Below are 18,788 nucleotides of genomic sequence, written 5' to 3'. Positions count from 1 at the left end.
GGCACCGTCGTGAGGTCAGCCCGCGTCCCCGTCGCGCAGCACCGTCTCCGGCACCAGCACCGACACCAGTGCGCCGGTGACCGGGTCGACGGTCAGGCCGCGGCCCGGCGTCGGGCGGCCGCGCAGCAGGTCGTACGGCACCCGTACGCCGAGGATGTCGCCCTCGCCCGGTGACTGCGGCGAGAGCAGCATGCCCTTGCGTACACGCCGCACCAGGCCCAGCCAGCCGATGCCGACCGAGGTCAGCGTCTCGGCGGTGGCGGCGGCGACCAGGCCGATGCCGCGGTCGCGTCCGGTGGTGGCGACCTCGCGCAGCGCCGCGTCGGCCGCGGGCAGCTGGGCGAGCAGGTCGGCGTCGTCCACCAGGACCACGGTGGGCCCCGGTTCGGCGTTCAGCGCCGCGGTGACCTCGTCGGCCAGCGGGTCGGGGTCCGTGATGACCACGGCCCGCGGGTGCCGGGCCAGGCCCCGCAGCGGCGATTCGCGCGGGGTGAGCGCGACCACCCGGGTGCCGCCCGCCAGCAGGGACACCGCGAGCGTGGTCAGCGCGGTGGACCGGCCGCTGCCGGGCGGGCCGCTGACGAGGAAGGACGGCGCGTCGGCCGCGAAGTCCACGCCGATGGCGCCCAGCTCGTCGCCGCCGACACCGATCAGGCCCCACAGCGGGCGCCGGTCGGCGGCCGGGACCTTCTCGTACGCGTCGGTGAAGGAGACCTGGCGGGGCAGGCTCATGACGCGCGCGGGGCGGCGGGCCGCGGGCAGGTCGCGGTCGCGCCGGGCGGCCCGCTCCCCGATCCGCTTGAGCGCCTCGGCCTGGTCGCGGCCCGTGACCGGCCCCTGCGTCGGCTCGCCGAGCAGCGCGACCTGTACCTCGATGCCGCTGCCGCCGCGCCAGCCGCGGCCCTGCGGGACGACGGCCGGCACCTGCTTGGGCGAGATGCCCGCCAGGCTGTACTCGTTGCGGTCGGACATCCGCAGCAGCAGCCGCTCGTCGTTGAGCGAGGCGACCTTGCCGGTCATCAGGGCCCGCTCGGACGTGGCGATGACGTGCAGGCCCATCGGCGCGCCCTCGCGGATCAGCGCGGTCAGCTCCTGTATCGGCCGGCCGTTGTCGTGGTCGCCGAGCAGGGCGGCCAGCGAGTCCCAGCCGTCGATCAGGACGACGACGTGCGCGGGGCGTTCGGCGGGCTTCAGCAGGGCGCGCAGTTCGGTGAGGTTGGCGGCGCCGTGCGAGGTGAGCAGTTCCTGGCGGGCGCTCATCTCGGCGGTGAGGCGGGTCAGCAGGCGGCCGAGCCGTTCCAGGTCGGCGCGCGGTACGACGGCGCCACAGTGCGGCAGTTCGGACAGGGCCGCCAGGGCGCCGCCGGCCGCGTCGATGCCGTACAGGTGCACGTCGGCGCTGGAGTGCCGCTGGGCCAGGGCGCCGCCGATGGTGCGCAGGACCTGGGAGCGGCCGGAGCGCGGGGTGCCCAGGACGTACAGGTGCCCGAAGCGGGTGAGGTCCAGCTCCAGGGGCTCCTGGCGCTGGGCGCCCGGCAGGTCGGCCACGCCCCACAGGACCGGCGCGAGGCGTCCGTCGGCCGGGTCGGGCAGCTCCGGCAGTTCGGCCAGGCTGACCGCGTGCGGCAGCGCCGGCAGCCACGGACTGGGCTGCCGCTCGATCTTCAGCTGTTCGGCGGCCTCCTGGACCGCGTCGACCAGGACCGTCAGGTCGGTGGCCGCGTCGCGCTCGTCCATCGCCTCCTGGATGGCGTCGAAGAGGTCCGCGGTCTCCTCGGCGGGCTCGGCGGCCGTACGGCCCAGCAGCGACCAGGTCAGTTCGCTGGTCCACACGTCCGCCTCGGACTGCGGCCCGGCCGGGGTGTCCCCGTCGTCCGCGGGCGCGGCCTGCGCGCCGTCGCGTACGGCGCCGACGAAGGCGGTCTGGAACGGCAGCACCGAGCGGTGCCCGACCCGGGCCAGGGCGCGGCCCGGGGTGTCGCTGGAGATGCTGACCGCGTCGTTGACCTCCAGGACGTCCTGGCTGTCGAGGGCGTCGGTGACGCGCAGCGAGATCCGCAGGTTGGTGTTGGCGCGGATGTCGGCGGTGACCACGCCGGCCGGGCGCTGGGTGGCGAGCAGCAGGTGCAGGCCGAGCGAGCGGCCGCGCTGGGCGATGCCGACCAGTCCGGGCACGAACTCGGGCACGTCGCGGGCCAGGGTGGCGAACTCGTCGATGATGAGCAGCAGCCTGGGCAGCGGGGCCAGCGCGGGGTCGCGGCGGCGCATCGCCCGGTATTCGGTGTGGTCCTTGGCGCCCGCGTCGGCCAGGATGCGTTCGCGGCGGGTCAGTTCGGCGGTCAGCGAGGTCAGGGCCCGCTCGACCAGGTGGCTGTCCAGGTCGGTGACCATGCCCAGCACGTGCGGCAGCCGCTCGCAGCCCGCGAAGGCGCTGCCGCCCTTGTAGTCGACGAGCACGAACGTCATCTCGTCCGGCCGGTTGACCGCCGCGAGGGAGGCCACCAGCGTCTGGAGGAGTTCGGACTTGCCGGCGCCGGTGGTGCCCGCGATCAGGCCGTGCGGGCCGTCCTTGACCAGGTCGAAGGTGACCGGACCGGTGTAGCCGGTGCCGAGCAGGACGCCGGTGGAGGCCGGGCGCTTGGTCCAGCGGGCGGCCAGTTCGGCGGCCTGCGGCGGCTCCAGGCCCAGCAGGTCCAGCAGCTTGACGCGGTCCGGCAGGCCGTCCGAGCCGTCCGGGGTGACGTCGCGTACGGGGGCCAGGGCGCGTCCGATCCGCTCGCACCAGCCGGTGTCCACCAGGTCGGGCCGGATGCCGGTGAGGTCGGCGCTGCCGGTACGGCGCAGCGTGACCTCGCGGGCGCCGACCGCGCAGACGGTGACGCACTCCTCGGGGAGCATCCGCTCCTCCTGGTCGAGGCAGATCAGGAAGACCCGTACGGCCGGGCCCTCCTTGAGCACCTGCACCACGCCGGGCACGTCGCGCAGCCGCCGGGCGCCGTCGAGGACGACGACGAGGTCCGGTTCGGCGAGCAGCGCGCCACCCATCGCGGACTCCCGCGCACGGGCCCGGGAGCGGATCGCGGAGACCAGTTCGGAGACCCGGTTGGCGACCGTCTCCGGATCGTTGCCGACGGTGACGGTGGGCCCGCCGGAGGGCGGCGCGGCGACGCCGCCCTCGCCGGGGCGGGCGTGCGGCAGCCACCGCACCCACTCCCAGGCGGACGCGCCCGCCGCGTCGGTGAGCACGGTGATCCGTACGTCGCGCGGGCTGTGCAGGATCGCGGCCTGCGCGACGGTCCAGCGGGCCAGCGCGCGGGCCGCGTCGGTCTCGCCGGAGATGCCGACGACCCCGTCCCCGCACAGGTCCACGCCGATCGGCATGTCCGGTATCTGCCAGTTGACGGAGCGGTGGTTGTCCTCGCGGGAGGCGTCCTCGATCGTCAGCAGCGACGCCTGGCGGACGGTGCCGACGCGCAGCAGCAGGTGGTCCGGGTGGCCGCGGCGGCGCTCCCACAGGCGGGCGCCGGGGCCGACGGCCCACATGCCGGCGGCGGCCGGGTCGGGTCCGGCGGCGACCCGCAGGCCGCGCTCGCGCTCGACCATGCCCTTGACGTCCTGCTCCAGCGAGGCGCGCCGGGCGCGGTAGTTGGCGACCGAGGTCAGGAAGTCGCGCCAGCCGCTGCGCTTGGTGCTGAGCCAGTTGCCGATGGCGAGCACCGGGCTGAAGAACGCGAACATCAGGTAGAAGTACGAGTGCAGGAAGACGACCATGCCGACGCCCATGAACATCGGCGCGATGACCACCAGCAGCGGGATGGTGCGCCGGGGCGGCGGCACCGGCGGCGAGGGCAGCGTGAACCGCTCCGGCACCAGCGGCGGCACGATCCGCGGCGGCCGGTTGAAGTCCAGGTACGCGCCGTCCTCGGAGGTGGCGACGGCGGCGTCCGCCTCGGTGGGCTCGGCCACCCGCAGCAGGTACTCGCCCAGCCGCAGTTCACCGCCGAGCGGCCACTCCGACCAGCCCGCCGGGAGCGGCTGGTGGGTGTCGGCGTACGGGTCGGGCAGTTCGGGCGGCGGCGGGGGCGGCAGCGGGGTCGCGTCGGCACGGGGCCGGGCGGGGGGCGGTTCGGGCACGGACAGGCCGACGTCGGTGCGGTGGCCGGCCGCGGCGCCGGTGCTCGCGGGCTTGCGGGCCGCCGGGCCGGGGTCCAGCAGCACCGTGCCGTCCGCGCGTACCGTGACGCGAATGCCCGTCGCGGGCACGTCCCGGCCGGTCAGGCGTACGGAACTGCCCGCCGCCGGGCCGATGGTGTGCGTACCGACGTCCAGCGGCCAGACGCGTCCGGCACCGCGCCCGCCGATCAGCTGGAGTTCCACGCGGGGCGCGCGGGGCAGCCGCTCGCCGTCGGCGGAGCGGGACGGCGGCGGCAGTTCGGTGCGCTCGGGGCCGTAGCCGCCGTCCGGGTCGGGCGGTACGGGGCCGCCGAGGCCCAGCGTCGCGCCGTCGCGTATCCCGCTGGCGGATATCGGCAGGTTGGCGGGCACTTCACGGTCGCCGAGGAAGAGCGCGGGCGGCGCGTCCTCGGCCGCGCCCTGGCCGGCGAGGCGCGCGGCCAGGGCGCCGACGGTGGTCGAGCCCGGGGTGTGCAGGACCAGGTCGCGCCGCTCGGGGGCGGCGTGCGGGGAGCCGGCCCCGGCCGCGGCGGAGGCTTCCGGGGCGGCCGGAGCGAGGGTGACGAAGAGTCTCACGGGGTTCGGGGAGTCCGTTCCTGGGGATCGCCGGTGGCGGCGGGGTCGGAGTCGGCTTCGGAGGTGCCCGCGGCGGACACGCCGGCCAGGCCGGGCGGCGCGGCGGCGGACCCGGGCTCGGCCAGGTCCGGCTCCGCGAAGTCCGGTTCCGCGAAGTCGGCGCCGGGAGCGGTGCCGGAACCGGGTGCCGGGGAGGCTTCTGCCTGGCGGGGAGCGGGCGCGGCCGGGGGCGGTGCCGGGGCCGGTGCGGATGCTCCCGCACCTGCGCCCGCGCCCGGCTCGGGCTCGGCGAAGTCGGCGTTCAGAGCGGCGGATTCGCGCGGTGCGCTGTCCTTACGGGGCGGCTGTGGGGGTGCGGCGGGGCCGGGCTCGGACGGGCGGACGGCGGCTGCCGGTTCCCGTACGGGCTCGGCGGAGTCCGGGGCGGGCCGTGGTTCCGCGAGGTCCGGGGAGCGCCCGGGTTCGGCGAAGTCCGGGGAGGGCTGGGCAGCGGCGAAAGGTTCCGGCTGCCGCGGTGCGACGGGTTCCGGCTGCCGCGGGCCCGGGGCGGGCTCTGCGTGCCGTACGGATGCGGGCTCCGGCTGCCGCGGGTCCTGGACCGGCTCTGCATTCCGTACGGATGCGGGCTCCGACTTGTGCAAGTCCGGCTGCACGGGCGGCCCGGCCGGGACCGTACCCGCAGCCATACCGGCCCCCGGCAGCACGCAATGCGGGGCGGCCTGCCGCCGCCGTACCGCGCGGGCCACCGCCGGGCCGAGCGCGGGCGATTCCACGTCCACGCGCGGGCCGGGGCCGAGCACCCGCCCGTCCGGTTCGGCGTGCAGGACCCAGCAGGCGCCGGGCAGCCGGCCGCCGACGAGCGCGCGGGCGCGTCCCCGCGCGCACAGGTCCGCGAGGCGTGCCGCCTGTTCGGGCGTGGGGGCCCAGCAGACCACCACCGGAACGGCCGTCGGGTCCGGGGTCTGGGCATCCGGCCCGGCGGCCGGTCCCTGGCCGGAAGCACCGGCGGCGAGTTCCGCGAGCACGTCGTCCAGCGGGCGGCCCGGGAAGCGCGGATGGACGCCCGCGGTGATCAGGACCGGCGGCCCGTCCGGCATCCGGTCCACCTGCGCGGCCAGCGCCTGGAGCACGCTGCGGGACACCTGCGGGTCGCCCTCGACGCCCAGCGCAGCGGGGCCGCGCAGCCAGTCGACGAGCACCACGCCCGGCACCTTGCGGTCCACGCCCAGGACGAGCGGCAGGCGTACGGCCCGGCCGTGGCCCGCGGGGCCCCGTACCGCGTCGGCCGGTGCGGACCAGGTCCACTCCCCCGGCTCGCCCGCCGCGTCCGTCCAGGGCAGGACCGGGCCGGCGGCACCGGCCGGGTCACGGCCCGCGATGACGACACGCACCCGGTCGCGGGTCTGCGCGAGCTGGACGGCCGGCGCGTAGCAGCCGTCGCCCGTGTCCGCGTCCGCGCGGTCCAGCGCGGCGCGCGCGGTGTCGTACGCGGCCGGGTCGGCGAAGTACGCGGCGAGCGTCCGGGCGCAGCGCCGGTGCCGCAGGTACGCGCGGAGCGGCGCGGTGAAGGCGCGCGCGGTCATCCGGATCTCCCAGGCGATCCGGCGGCAGGCGCGGCGGAAGCCGCCCTGTTTGCGCACGGCGCGGCCGATGAGCCAGAGGATCAGGACGAGCGCGACGAGGAAGCCGATGAGGATCAGCCAGGAGTTGCGGTCCGGCATGCCGAGGGCCAGCGGCAGCGGTGCGTGCGCCGCCGTGCCCGGCGGCGCCGCGTGGCCGACGCCGCTCATCCGCGCTCCCCGGCCTCGGGCGCGGCCGCCCGCCGCAGGTGGTGCATGGCGTGGTGCAGCCGGGACTTCACCGTGCCGGGCGGTATGCCCAGCGCGTGCGCCGTGTCGGGGCCGGAACAGCCGAGCAGGTATGTGTACACCAGAACCTCTCGATGGGGGCGGGACAGTTGGGCGAGCAACCCGACGACGTGCGTCCGCTCCACGACGTGCGCGATGTCGTCCGCGGGGCCGGCCGTCTCCGGCGGCAGCCCGGTCGGCACGGCCGGCCGGGAGCTGTCGCGCCGGCTCCAGTCGATCACGACGTTGCGGGCGACCCTGAACAGCCAGGGCAGTCCCGGTTCCCACCCGGCCTCGCGCCGGGTGTCCCGGACGCGCGTCACGTCGCTTTCCAGCCAGGCACGCAGCAGCGTTTCCTGGACGACGTCCTCCGCGCGCTGCGGGTCGGCGGGCAACAGGCCGGTGACGTACCGTAACAGCGGCTGGCGATGGGTCAGGACGAGGCGGGTGATGCGGTCCTCGGTGAACGGCCGCGTGGGCGGCGGGGGGACCGGCCCGGGGCGCTCCGGCGCGGCGGCAGGGCCTCGGGCCGAAGTCGCCGGTTCGGTCATCGTCGTGCTGCCTCAGGGGGTATCGGGACGCCGGTCCGCAGGCCGGGGGCGGGTGGTTGCTACTACCACGGACCACACCCTAATCAGCCGCCGCCGAGCGCGGCAAAACACCCGGGCAGCACGCCGGCACCCCGCGCCATACCCGGCCGGGCGGCCTGTGGTGCAACTTTGAACATTCGGCACCAATTCCGGCATCCACGCCCCCGACCAGGCACCTTCCGCTAGATCCAGCCGTCGAGCGACTTCATGAAGCCGTCGAAGTCGTCCCGGTGGATGACGTGCGCGGCGCCCTCGACCGTACGGACCTCGAAGCCGCGCGCCGCCACCCGCTCCTTGTCCGACTCCGTGAAGAGGAAGCCCTCCCCCGCCACCTGCACCAGGGAGGGCACGACCGCCCGCTCCGGTATGCGTTCCTCCTGGTGGCTGCCGGAGAGAGCGAGCGCGCTGGCCTCGTCCCAGGCGTCGATCGTCGCCAGTTCCAGCTGTACGTCGGCCTCCTCCCAGCGCGGGTTGAAGCTGCGCACCATCTGCGGGGAGGCGTGCTTGAACTCCGCGAAGAACGCGGTGTCCATCGGCAGCCGGGTGTTGCCGCGGGTCCAGGCCGGCTCCGAGTAGACGGCGCGCTTCGGGTTCAGCCGTTCCACGGCCAGCGACAGCGCCATCGCGCCGAGGGAGTGCCCCAGCGCCAGTTCGACGTTCGCGGGCAGGGTCTCCACCAGGTCGTCGGCGAACAGCGCGTCACTGTACGGGCCGCGCGGGCTCGCGCCGTGACCGCGCAGGTCGACGGCGATGACCCGGTAACCGTGGTCGGCCAGCGCCGGGCCCACCCGGCGCCAGGTGCGGTGGTCCGACATGATGCCGTGGACCAGCACCGCGACCCGCTCACCGGTCCCCCACTCGTGGGTGTGCAGCTGCATGACGGAACCTTTCTGCCATTTCCGGCGCCGCGGTCGGGCGGCGCACCGGTCGGTTCTTCCCGCACACGCCATTCTGCCCGTACGGGAAATGCCCGGACGGCCAGGAATCCGGCCCACCGACCGTGTCCGTCCGGGCCGGCCGGGCTGCCCGTCTCACAGCCAGTCGGCCTCCGGCGTGGCCTCCTGGAGAGCGCGCGCCGCGCCCGTACGGACCGGCTCGCCGTGCGCCACGCACAGGGTGTCCACGCCGGGCAGCGCCGCGAGCCGCCGGAACGAGGCGATGGCCGCCTCCCGGTCGACGTTGAGCGGGCCGAGCACGAGGGGGCCGGCCGGCCCCAGGCCCATGGTGTCGCCGGTGAACAGCACGCCGGCGGCGGGCAGATGGAGGACGATGCTGCCCGGCGTGTGGCCCGGGACGTGCAGGACGCGGGCCGGCTCCGGCCAGTCGTCGAGGGTGTCGCCGTCGTGGAGTTCGGTGTCCACCCGCACGTGCCGGAGCGGCGGCGTGCCCGCCTCGGCCAGTCCCGCCAGGACCTGTTCGTGCAGAGCCTGCTCCTTGGGGGTGGTGAGCGGCGGCGGCTCGGGGGCGGCGCCGCTGATGTACGGGGCGTCCGCCGCGCCCGCCAGGACCCGGGCGCCGGTGGCGTCCACCAGGTCGGCGGCCGAGCCCATGTGGTCGATGTGGGAGTGGGTGATCACGATCTGCCGCAGCGCGTCCGGGCTTCCGCCGATGGCGGTCAGCGCGTCCAGGATGGCGGGCGCCGAGCCCGGCACGCCGGTGTCGACGGCCGCGAAACCGCCGTCGGCAAGCCGTACGAGGTAGACGTGTCCCACGGGGAACGGCACGTACCAGATGCCGGGGGCTATCTGCTCGGGAGCGGTGGGGTCGGGGGCGGCAGCGGGGGAGGCGGGTGCGGTGTCCGAAGAGGCATCCATGATCGGGACGCTAACGGGTGCCCCCTCGCGGGGTCACCCGCTTTGCGCCCAGGGCGGATTGGGCCGACGGCGAACGTCCGCCGCCCCGTTATCCCTGCCGCTCCTGCTCCTGGAAGGCGGGCAGCGCGAACACCCGCTCCTTGGCGGGCTCGTCCATGAGCTCCACCAGCGGCAGCACCGCGTCCCACAGGTCGCGCTTCTCCACGTCCAGCACCATCGCGTCCAGCTCCGCGTCCGGCAGCTCCCCCGCCGCGTCCGCCACCGCCTTGCGCGACTCCGGCGGCAACACGCCCACCAGCGGCAGGAATTCCGCCCACAGCCCGGTCGCCACCACCGCCCGCACCACCCCGCCGAGCACCTCGGCGTCGCGCAGCGACGGCAGCGCGGCCACCGCGCGCCGGTCCTCCTCGGACAGCAGCGCCACCAGCGGAAGCAGCGCCTCCCACAGCCCCTGTTCGTGTGCGGTGCGCACCAGTCCGTCCAGCCGTGCGGGGTCCTGCCGGGCGGCCAGCGCCGCCATCCGGGCGCGCCGCTCGGGCCCGGCCAGCCCGGCCACGGCCAGCGCCTCGGGCCACAGTCCGTCCCCGGCCGCGGCCACCACGGAAGCCAGCCGCTCCTCCCGCATCAGGTCCAGGATGGCGTCGAGCCGTTCGGGCATGTCGATGAAGAACCCGACGCGCAGCACCACGCCGTCGTCGATGAGCTGGAGTATGCGCCGCAGGGCTCCCTCACGCAGATGGCCGACGAAGCGGCCCATCGTCAGGTGGTCGCCGCGCTCGGCGAGGGCGACGGCGATACGGACCACCAGGTCCTCGTCCAGCCGGTCGACGACCGCGGCGATACGGCGGGGGTCGAGGTGGCCGCAGGACTCGGCGGTAAAGGCGACCGGCAGCTTCTCGATGATGTCGGCGGCGCGCGCCGGTTCCAGCCGCCCGGCCACGGAGGCGGCGAGCCGCGGCCCGAGCGCCTTCTGCGAGATGGCGGCGGCGACCCCGGCCGGGACGAGTTTGGTGGCGGCGGCGATGCGGTCGAGCATGTCCGGTACGTCGTCGTAGAGCGCGTCGACGGTACGGGCACGGAGCTGCCGTACGTCCTCGGCGGGCAGCCCGTGCAGGAAGTCCAGCTGTTCCGGCAGCACGTCGAGCAGCTGGGCGATCTTCTGCGCCTCGGCGCGGTTGCTGAGCGTGTCCATGGGGGTCACCGTCCGGTCGGCGAAGTCGGCGGAAGCATCTGCGGAATCAGCAGGATCAGCGGAACAGGATGCGGCGTACGGGGCCGCGGGCGAGGGCGGGCACCAGCTTCAGGGCCTCTTCGGCCGCGTCGTTGAGGCCGGCGGCGTGGCTCTCGCGGCGGGCGCGTACCGCGCGCGCCAGAAGGGCGAGCTCTTCGGGTGCGGCGGCGGCGAGGCCGGGCGGCGGCGGTGCGCCGAGCGCTTCGGCCAGCTCGCGCAGGGCCGGGGAGTTCGGGCCCGCGCCGGCTTGTGCGTCTGTACCTGTACCCGTGCTTGTACCTGTACCTGGACGTGTACCCACCGGTCCTCCCGGGGTGCGGCTGCGTCGGCTGCCCAGCAGCGTCGTTCCGCGCTGACTTTTAGTCAATAGCGCGGACCGGACGAACCGGCGCTCCCAGGAATGTCACACCCTCCTGGGAGTTCACGTCACCGCCTAGGCTCGCCCGTATGAGCCCTTCCATCGCCACCAACACCCGCGTGGACCTCGACGGCCTGCTGGAGTTCGTCCGCCCCCGCCACCGCGCGATCCTGCTCACCCGCCGCTCCGACGGCACCCCGCAGGCGTCCCCGCTGACCTGCGGCGTCGACGACTCGGGGCGCCTGGTGATGTCCACGTATCCGGAGCGCGCCAAGGTGCGCAACGCCCGCCGCAGCCCGTCGGTGAGCGTGCTCGTGCTGTCGGACGACTGGAACGGCCCCTGGGTGCAGGTCGACGGCGAGGCGGAGGTCCTGGACGCGCCGGACTCGGTCGAGCCGCTGGTCGAGTACTACCGCAACATCGCGGGCGAGCACCCGGACTGGCACGAGTACCGCGCCGCGATGATCACACAGGGCAAGTCGCTGATCCGGGTGACGCCGTTGCGGTGGGGGCCGATCGCCAAGGGCGGCTTCCCGGCCCGCCTCGTGGAGGACGCGTAACCCATAAAGGATCGCGGAGGCGGGCGACGGGGTCGCGCCCGCCTCACGCACTCAACGGGTCCTGTACGCCCCGCCGTTGACGCCGATCACCTGCCCCGTGATGTGCCGCGCCCCCTCGGACGCCAGGAACGCGACCGTCGCCGCGATGTCCTCCGGGCGGCCCGCGCGGCCCGTCGCGGTCTGGGCGATCAACTGGGCGCGCCGCTCGTCGGCGAGGTGGTCCCGGAAGAACTCGGTGTCCTCGATATAGCCGGGCGAGACGACGTTGGCGGTGACGCCGCGCGGGCCGAGCGTGTTCGCCAGGTCGAGGTTCCAGGTGGTCAGCCCGGCCTTGGCCGCGCCGTACGCACCGAGCGAACCGGCGCCCCGGTCCGCGGCGATCGAGCCGATGTGCACCACGGCGCCGCCCGGGGCGAGCCGGGCCTCGACGGCCTTGGTGGTGAGGGCGGCGGTGAGCAGGTTGGCGTCGAGGTTGGCCCGGAAGGCGCGGGCGTACGAGGCCAGGTCGTCGCCCGGCGCGTCGTCCAGGTCGGTGTTGCCCCCGGCGTTGTTGACCAGGACGTCGATCGAGGCGGGCAGTTCGGCGAGCAGGCGGTCCAGCGCGGCGGGGTCGGTGTGGTCGCAGACGACCGCGCGGGCGCCGGTCTCCTCGGCGGCCTTCTCCAGGGGCGCGGGGCGGCGGCCGGTGATGACGACCGCGTCGCCCTGTGCGGCGAAGTGGCGGGCGACGGCCAGGCCGATGCCGGTGGCGCCGCCGGTGACCAGGATGGTGCGTGACATAAGGTAGCTCCCGACGTCAGTCATTCAGGTCTAAATTTAGATCTGAACGTAACATCCCCAGGAGGGCCCATGGCAAGCGCGGACGCCCCGTACCCGGTCCAGGAGATCGCCGACGCCTGGGAACGCGAGCGTCCCGGAACCCCCGTCTCGGCCATCGGGATCGTCACCCCCGTCTGGCAGCTGGCGAAGCTGCTCGGCGACGACCGGCGCCGGGTGCTGGCCCGCGCCGGGGTGGACACCGCCACCCTCGACCTGCTCAGCGTGCTGCGCCGGGCCGGTGAGCCGTACACCCTCAGCACCCGCGACCTGGCGGCGCGCTCCATGGTGACCGCCGGCGCCGTCTCCCAGCGCGTCGCGCGCGCCGAGCGCGAGGGGCTGGTGGTGCGCCGCGCGGGCGAGGGCCGCCCCCGTACGGTGTGGGTGGAACTGACCCCGGCGGGACACGCTCTCGTCGAGCAGACCGTGGACCAGGTGCTGCACCGGGAGGCGGAGCTGGTCGGCGGCCTGACCCCGGACCAGCAGGAACAGCTCAGGGAGCTGCTGAAGCTGCTGCTCCAGGACGTGCAGGCGCGGCTGGGCGACGACCGGATCACGCAGGTGGGCGAGTAGCGCGCACGGCGGGACCCGGGGCACCACGCGCCCGCGCCACCCGGACGCCGCGGAAAAGAGTGCGGCGCCTGGCCTCCGGTCGGGGAGGGGGACAGGCGCCGCGGTGTTCCGCACGTCGTTGTGCGGGACATTCATGAGCCGGGGGACGTCACACGGTCAGTGCGCGGTCCGTCGGCTTGATGGGGGCGGGCAGCGCGCTGGCGCCCGCGAGGTAGCGGTCCACGCCGCGCGCCGCGGAGCGGCCCTCGGCGATGGCCCAGACGATCAGCGACTGGCCGCGGCCCGCGTCACCGGCGACGTACACGCCGGGGACGTTGGTGGCGAAGTCCGCGTCGCGGGCGATGTTGCCGCGCGCGTCCAGCTCCAGGCCGAACTGCTCGACCAGGCCGTTCTCCTGGTCGGTGCCGGTGAAGCCCATGGCCAGGGTGACCAGCTGGGCGGGGATCTTCCGCTCGGTGCCCGGCTTCGGCTCCGGACGGCCGTCCTTGAACTCCACCTCGACCAGGTGCAGCCACTGGACGTTGCCGTCCTCGTCGCCCTCGAAGTGGGTGGTGGAGACGGAGTACAGCCGCTCGCCGCCCTCCTCGTGCGCGGAGGTGACCTTGTAGAGCATCGGGAAGGTCGGCCACGGCTGGTTCGGGTTCCGCTCGTCGCCGGGCTTGCCCATGATCTCCAGCTGGGTGACCGAGGCCGCGCCCTGGCGGTGCGCGGTGCCGACGCAGTCGGCGCCGGTGTCGCCACCGCCGATGACCACGACGTGCTTGCCCTCGGCGGTGATCGGGGAGACCGTCAGGTCGCCCTCCTGCACCTTGTTGGCGAGCGGCAGGTACTCCATCGCGAAGTGGATGCCGTTCAGCTCGCGGCCCGGGACCTTCAGGTCGCGGGAGGTGGTGGCACCGGCGGCGATCACGACGGCGTCGTAGCGCTTGCGCAGCTTGGCAGCATCGATGTCCCGGCCGATCTCCACCTCCGTACGGAACTTGGTGCCTTCCGCCCGCATCTGCTCGATACGGCGGTTGATGTGGCGCTTTTCCATCTTGAACTCGGGGATGCCGTAGCGGAGGAGGCCCCCGATACGGTCCGCGCGCTCGTAGACGGCGACGGTGTGGCCCGCCCGGGTCAGCTGCTGGGCGGCGGCCAGGCCGGCCGGGCCCGAGCCGATGACGGCGACCGTCTTGCCGGACAGGCGCTCCGGCGGCTGCGGGGTGACGTCCCCGCTGTCCCACGCCTTGTCGATGATGGTGACCTCGACGTTCTTGATGGTCACCGGCGGCTGGTTGATGCCCAGCACACACGCCGACTCGCAGGGGGCCGGGCACAGGCGACCGGTGAACTCCGGGAAGTTGTTGGTCGCGTGCAGCCGCTCGCTGGCGGCCGTCCAGTCCTCGCGGTACGCGTAGTCGTTCCACTCGGGGATGAGGTTGCCCAGCGGACAGCCGTTGTGGCAGAAGGGGATGCCGCAGTCCATGCAGCGCCCGGCCTGCTTGCTGATGATCGGCAGCAGCGAGCCGGGGACGTAGACCTCGTTCCAGTCCCGGACGCGCTCCTCGACGGGGCGGGTCTTGGCGACCTCGCGGCCGGTGGTCAGGAAGCCCTTGGGGTCAGCCATTGATCGCCGCCTCCATCATCTTCTCGTGGGTCTCGGACTCGGAGAGCCCGGCTCGCTCGGCGGCGTCCTTGGCGGCGAGCACTGCCTGGTAGGTGGCCGGAATGACCTTGCTGAAGCGGGTCAGCGCGGCGTCCCAGTCGGCGAGCAGCTTCTCGGCGACGGTGGAGCCGGTCTCCTCCTGGTGGCGGCGCACCACGTCGTGCAGCCACGCGCGGTCGGTGGCGTCCAGCTCGGTGGTCACTGCGGCGGTCAACTCACGGTTGACGTTGGCCGGGTCCAGGTCGATGACGTACGCGATGCCGCCGGACATACCGGCCGCGAAGTTGCGCCCGGTCTCGCCCAGGACGACGGCGTGGCCGCCCGTCATGTACTCGCAGCCGTGGTCGCCGACGCCCTCGGAGACCACCGTGGCACCGGAGTTGCGGACGCAGAACCGCTCGCCGACCTTGCCGCGCAGGAACAGTTCGCCGCCGGTGGCGCCGTAGGCGAGGGTGTTGCCCGCGATGGTCGAGTACTCGGCGAGGTGGTCGGCGCCGCGGTCCGGGCGGACCACGATCCGGCCGCCCGACAGGCCCTTGCCGACGTAGTCGTTGGCGTCGCCCTCCAGGCGCAGCGTGATGCCGCGCGGCAGGAACGCGCCGAAGGACTGGCCGGCCGAGCCGGTGAAGGTGATGTCGATGGTGTCGTCGGGCAGGCCCGCGCCGCCGAACTTCTTGGTCACCTCGTGGCCGAGCATGGTGCCCACGGTCCGGTTGATGTTACGGATCGCCACCTGGGCCCGTACGGGCTGCGCGGCCTCGGCGGTGTCCGCGGACAGCGCGTCGACGGCCAGCTTGATCAGCTCGTTGTCCAGCGCCTTCGCCAGACCGTGGTCCTGGGCGGTGATCTGGTGGCGCACGGCGCCCTCGGGCAGCTCGGGCACGTGCAGCAGCGGGGCCAGGTCCAGGCCCTGCGCCTTCCAGTGGTTCACCGCCCGGGCGGTGTCGAGCAGGTCGGCGTGGCCGATCGCCTCGTCCAGCGTACGGAAGCCCAGCTCGGCCAGCAGCTCGCGGACCTCCTCGGCGATGAACTCGAAGAAGTTGACGACGTACTCGGCCTTGCCGCTGAAGCGCTCGCGCAGCGTGGGGTTCTGGGTGGCGATGCCGACCGGGCAGGTGTCCAGGTGGCACACCCGCATCATGACGCAGCCGGAGACCACCAGCGGCGCGGTCGCGAAGCCGTACTCCTCGGCGCCCAGCAGGGCGGCGATGACCACGTCGCGGCCGGTCTTGAGCTGGCCGTCGGTCTGCACCACGATCCGGTCGCGCAGCCCGTTGAGCAGCAGCGTCTGCTGCGTCTCGGCCAGGCCCAGCTCCCAGGGGCCGCCCGCGTGCTTCAGGGAGGTCAGCGGGGACGCGCCCGTACCGCCGTCGTGGCCGGAGATCAGGACCACGTCCGCGTGCGCCTTGGAGACGCCCGCGGCGACCGTGCCGACGCCGACCTCGGAGACCAGCTTCACGTGGATGCGGGCCTGCGGATTGGCGTTCTTCAGGTCGTGGATGAGCTGGGCGAGGTCCTCGATGGAGTAGATGTCGTGGTGCGGCGGCGGGGAGATCAGACCGACGCCGGGCGTCGAGTGCCGGGTCTTGGCCACCCACGGGTAGACCTTGTGGCCGGGCAGCTGGCCGCCCTCGCCGGGCTTGGCGCCCTGCGCCATCTTGATCTGGATGTCGTCGGAGTTGACCAGGTATTCGCTGGTCACGCCGAACCGGCCGGACGCCACCTGCTTGATCGAGGAGCGGCGCGCCGGGTCGTACAGGCGCTCCGGGTCCTCGCCGCCCTCACCGGTGTTGGACTTGCCGCCCAGCTGGTTCATGGCGATGGCGAGGGTCTCGTGCGCCTCCTTGGAGATGGAGCCGTACGACATGGCGCCCGTCGAGAAGCGCTTGACGATCTCGGAGGCGGGCTCGACCTCCTCCAGCGGCACCGAGGGGCGGTCGGACTTGAACGAGAACAGGCCGCGCAGCGTCATCAGGCGCTCGGACTGCTCGTTCACCCGCTGCGTGTACTGCTTGAAGATGTCGTAGCGGCGCGAGCGGGTGGAGTGCTGGAGGCGGAAGACCGTGTCCGGGTCGAACAGGTGCGGCTCGCCCTCGCGGCGCCACTGGTACTCGCCGCCGATGTCCAGCGCGCGGTGGGTGGCGGCGATGCCGGTGGCCGGGTACGCCTTGGCGTGCCGGGCGGCGACCTCCTTGGCGATCACGTCGATGCCGGCGCCGCCGATCTTCGTGGTGGTGCCGTGGAAGTAGGCGTCCACGAAGGACTGGTCCAGGCCGACGGCCTCGAAGACCTGGGCGCCCCGGTAGGAGGCCACGGTGGAGATGCCCATCTTGGACATCACCTTCAGCACGCCCTTGCCGAGCGCCTTGATCAGGTTGCGGATCGCGGCCTCGGGGTCGGTGTCCTTCGGCAGGAACGTACCGGCGCGGACCAGGTCCTCGACGGACTCCATGGCCAGGTACGGGTTAACGGCGGCGGCGCCGTACCCGATGAGCAGCGCGACGTGATGCACCTCGCGCACGTCGCCGGCCTCGACGAGCAGGCCGACCTGGGTGCGCTGCTTGGTGCCGATCAGGTGGTGGTGCACCGCGGCGGTCAGCAGCAGGGACGGGATGGGCGCGTGCTCGGCGTCCGAATGACGGTCGGAGAGCACGATCAGGCGGGCGCCGTCCTCGATGGCGGCGTCGGCCTCGGCGCAGATCCGGGCGATCCGGGCGGCCAGTGCCTCGCCACCGCCGGAGACCCGGTACAGACCGGAGAGGGTGACCGCCTTCATGCCCGGCATGTCGCCGTCGGCGTTGATGTGGATGAGCTTGGCCAGCTCATCGTTGTCGATCACCGGGAAGGGCAGCGTGACGCTGCGGCAGGAGGCCGCGGTCGGCTCCAGCAGATTGCCCTGCGGGCCCAGCGAGGAGATCAGCGAGGTGACCAGCTCCTCGCGGATGGCGTCCAGCGGCGGGTTGGTGACCTGCGCGAACAGCTGGGTGAAGTAGTCGAACAGCAGCCGCGGGCGCTCCGAGAGGGCGGCGATCGGCGAGTCCGTGCCCATCGAGCCGATCGGCTCGGCGCCGGTCTTGGCCATCGGCGCCAGGATGACGCGCAGCTCCTCCTCCGTGTAGCCGAAGGTCTGCTGGCGGCGGGTGACCGAGGCGTGGGTGTGCACGATGTGCTCACGCTCGGGCAGGTCGGCCAGCTCGATCAGGCCCGCGTCCAGCCACTCCTGGTAGGGGTGCTCGGCGGCGAGCTGCGCCTTGATCTCGTCGTCCTCGATGATGCGGTGCTCGGCGGTGTCCACCAGGAACATCCGGCCGGGCTGCAGGCGGCCCTTGCGCACGACCTTGGCCGGGTCGATGTCCAGGACGCCGACCTCGGAGGAGAGCACCACCAGGCCGTCGTCGGTGACCCAGTAGCGCCCCGGGCGCAGGCCGTTGCGGTCCAGGACCGCGCCGACCTGGGTGCCGTCGGTGAAGGTGACGCAGGCCGGGCCGTCCCAGGGCTCCATCATCGTGGAGTGGTACGCGTAGAACGCCCGCCGCGCCGGGTCCATGGAGGTGCTGTTCTCCCACGCCTCCGGGACCATCATCAGCACCGAGTGCGGCAGCGACCGGCCGCCGAGGTGCAGCAGTTCCAGGACCTCGTCGAAGGAGGCCGAGTCGGAGGCGTCCGGCGTACAGACCGGGAACAGGCGCTCCAGGTTGTCGCTGTTGCCGGTGGCGTCGGCGAAGAGCTTGCTGGCGAGCTGCGACTCGCGGGCCCGCATCCAGTTGCGGTTGCCCTGGACGGTGTTGATCTCACCGTTGTGGGCGACGAAGCGGTACGGGTGGGCCAGCGGCCAGCTCGGGAAGGTGTTGGTGGAGAACCGCGAGTGGACCAGCGCGATGGCGGTCGCGAAGCGGCGGTCGGACAGGTCCGGGAAGAACGGCTCCAGCTGCCCGGTGGTCAGCATGCCCTTGTAGACGATCGTGCGCGCGGACAGCGAAGGGAAGTAGACCCCGGCCTCGCGCTCGGCGCGCTTGCGCAGCACGAACGCCTTGCGGTCCAGGGCCAGGCCGGTGTCCTTGCCGTGCTTGTCGGCGACGAACAGCTGGGAGAAGGCGGGCATCGTGGCGCGGGCGCCGTTGCCGAGCAGCTGCGGGGCGACCGGGACGACCCGCCAGCCGAGGACGTCCAGGCCCTCTTCGGACGCGATCGTCTCGATCCGCGAGACGGCGGCCGCGGCGTCCTCGGCCACGGAGGGCAGGAAGGCGATGCCGACTGCGTACGCGCCGGCCTCGGGGAGCGCGAAGGAGACGCTCTCGCGCAGGAAGGCGTCCGGAATCTGCAGGAGGATGCCGGCGCCGTCACCGGAGTCGGGCTCGGAGCCGGTCGCGCCGCGGTGTTCCAGGTTGCGCAGGACCGTGAGGGCCTGCTCGACCAGCGCGTGGTCGGCCTGACCGGTCAGGGTCGCCACGAAGCCGACGCCGCAGGCGTCGTGTTCGTTGCGGGGGTCGTACATTCCCTGCGGGGCGGGGCGCCCGTCCAAGGGCGACCAGGCGGCGCCGGCGCTGCCGGTGGTCGCGGAGTGCGTGGACGCGGAACGCATCGGCTCTCCCAACGTCGTCG

At 73.9% G+C, this 18,788-nt stretch carries 12 protein-coding genes; 2 read left to right on the top strand and 10 right to left on the bottom strand.

Going from position 1 to position 18,788, the window contains the following annotated elements:
• Positions 1-15: 15 nt before the first annotated feature.
• The 7 genes from CP984_RS30825 to CP984_RS30795 all read right to left on the bottom strand — a co-directional run bounded on the left by CP984_RS30825 (position 16) and on the right by CP984_RS30795 (position 10,532).
• The gene (locus tag CP984_RS30825) at positions 16-4,749 is read right to left on the bottom strand and encodes an FtsK/SpoIIIE domain-containing protein (RefSeq protein WP_078587130.1); all 4,734 of its coding nucleotides are present in this window, start codon (positions 4,747-4,749) and stop codon (positions 16-18) included.
• On the bottom strand, positions 4,746-6,539 hold the full coding sequence (locus CP984_RS30820; RefSeq protein ID WP_050498935.1) for a hypothetical protein: 1,794 nt from the start codon (positions 6,537-6,539) through the stop codon (positions 4,746-4,748). Before CP984_RS30820 ends, CP984_RS30825 begins: the two co-directional genes overlap by 4 nt.
• The gene (locus tag CP984_RS30815; RefSeq protein WP_003984020.1) at positions 6,536-7,147 is read right to left on the bottom strand and encodes a sigma-70 family RNA polymerase sigma factor; all 612 of its coding nucleotides are present in this window, start codon (positions 7,145-7,147) and stop codon (positions 6,536-6,538) included. Before CP984_RS30815 ends, CP984_RS30820 begins: the two co-directional genes overlap by 4 nt.
• A gap of 221 nt (positions 7,148-7,368) precedes the next feature.
• Positions 7,369-8,064, bottom strand: coding sequence for an alpha/beta fold hydrolase (locus tag CP984_RS30810; RefSeq protein ID WP_003984022.1), 696 nt, complete (start codon positions 8,062-8,064; stop codon positions 7,369-7,371).
• Between the two features lie 153 nt (positions 8,065-8,217).
• Positions 8,218-9,000, bottom strand: a complete 783-nt coding sequence (locus CP984_RS30805) for an MBL fold metallo-hydrolase (protein ID WP_003984023.1) — start codon at positions 8,998-9,000, stop codon at positions 8,218-8,220.
• An 88-nt stretch (positions 9,001-9,088) separates the two neighbouring features.
• Positions 9,089-10,192: a hypothetical protein gene (locus CP984_RS30800; protein WP_003984024.1), complete on the bottom strand. Its 1,104-nt coding sequence runs from the start codon at positions 10,190-10,192 to the stop codon at positions 9,089-9,091.
• 55 nt (positions 10,193-10,247) lie between these two features.
• Positions 10,248-10,532, bottom strand: coding sequence for a hypothetical protein (locus CP984_RS30795; protein ID WP_003984025.1), 285 nt, complete (start codon positions 10,530-10,532; stop codon positions 10,248-10,250).
• 146 nt (positions 10,533-10,678) lie between these two features.
• On the opposite strand from CP984_RS30795, the gene CP984_RS30790 reads away from it, so the two are divergent.
• Complete coding sequence (locus CP984_RS30790; RefSeq protein WP_003984026.1) at positions 10,679-11,149, top strand: PPOX class F420-dependent oxidoreductase; 471 nt, start codon at positions 10,679-10,681, stop codon at positions 11,147-11,149.
• A gap of 51 nt (positions 11,150-11,200) precedes the next feature.
• Here the strand turns inward: CP984_RS30790 and CP984_RS30785 are convergent, their stop codons facing one another.
• Entirely contained in the window at positions 11,201-11,929 is a 729-nt protein-coding gene (locus tag CP984_RS30785) for an SDR family NAD(P)-dependent oxidoreductase (protein WP_003984027.1), read from the bottom strand.
• Positions 11,930-11,998: 69 nt separating this feature from the next.
• Between CP984_RS30785 and CP984_RS30780 the strand changes: the two genes are divergently transcribed.
• Positions 11,999-12,538 (top strand): MarR family winged helix-turn-helix transcriptional regulator, encoded by a 540-nt coding sequence (locus tag CP984_RS30780; RefSeq protein WP_003984028.1) that lies wholly within the window; start codon positions 11,999-12,001, stop codon positions 12,536-12,538.
• A 148-nt stretch (positions 12,539-12,686) separates the two neighbouring features.
• On the opposite strand, the gene CP984_RS30775 is transcribed toward CP984_RS30780, so the two are convergent.
• Positions 12,687-14,147, bottom strand: a complete 1,461-nt coding sequence (locus tag CP984_RS30775; RefSeq protein ID WP_003984029.1) for a glutamate synthase subunit beta — start codon at positions 14,145-14,147, stop codon at positions 12,687-12,689.
• The gene (gene gltB, locus CP984_RS30770; protein WP_003984030.1) at positions 14,140-18,768 is read right to left on the bottom strand and encodes a glutamate synthase large subunit; all 4,629 of its coding nucleotides are present in this window, start codon (positions 18,766-18,768) and stop codon (positions 14,140-14,142) included. The genes CP984_RS30775 and gltB overlap by 8 nt, the downstream gene beginning before the upstream one ends.
• Between the last annotated feature and the right edge of the window lie 20 nt (positions 18,769-18,788).

The sequence above is a fragment of the Streptomyces rimosus genome, assembly GCF_008704655.1.
Taxonomy (GTDB): Bacteria; Actinomycetota; Actinomycetes; order Streptomycetales; family Streptomycetaceae; genus Streptomyces; species Streptomyces rimosus.
The sequence above is the reverse complement of the archived record's forward strand: the minus strand, read 5'-3'. Positions and strand labels throughout refer to the sequence as shown.

Excerpts from the sequence above, each read along its gene's own strand:
- CP984_RS30820 (WP_050498935.1), bottom strand. The coding sequence starts at position 6,539 with ATGAGCGGCGTCGGCCACGCGGCGCCGCCGGGCACGGCGGCGCACGCA.
- CP984_RS30815 (WP_003984020.1), bottom strand. The coding sequence starts at position 7,147 with ATGACCGAACCGGCGACTTCGGCCCGAGGCCCTGCCGCCGCGCCGGAG.
- CP984_RS30810 (WP_003984022.1), bottom strand. The coding sequence starts at position 8,064 with ATGCAGCTGCACACCCACGAGTGGGGGACCGGTGAGCGGGTCGCGGTG.
- CP984_RS30805 (WP_003984023.1), bottom strand. The coding sequence starts at position 9,000 with ATGGATGCCTCTTCGGACACCGCACCCGCCTCCCCCGCTGCCGCCCCC.
- CP984_RS30800 (WP_003984024.1), bottom strand. The coding sequence starts at position 10,192 with ATGGACACGCTCAGCAACCGCGCCGAGGCGCAGAAGATCGCCCAGCTG.
- CP984_RS30790 (WP_003984026.1), top strand. The coding sequence starts at position 10,679 with ATGAGCCCTTCCATCGCCACCAACACCCGCGTGGACCTCGACGGCCTG.
- CP984_RS30785 (WP_003984027.1), bottom strand. The coding sequence starts at position 11,929 with ATGTCACGCACCATCCTGGTCACCGGCGGCGCCACCGGCATCGGCCTG.
- CP984_RS30780 (WP_003984028.1), top strand. The coding sequence starts at position 11,999 with ATGGCAAGCGCGGACGCCCCGTACCCGGTCCAGGAGATCGCCGACGCC.
- CP984_RS30775 (WP_003984029.1), bottom strand. The coding sequence starts at position 14,147 with ATGGCTGACCCCAAGGGCTTCCTGACCACCGGCCGCGAGGTCGCCAAG.
- gltB (WP_003984030.1), bottom strand. The coding sequence starts at position 18,768 with ATGCGTTCCGCGTCCACGCACTCCGCGACCACCGGCAGCGCCGGCGCC.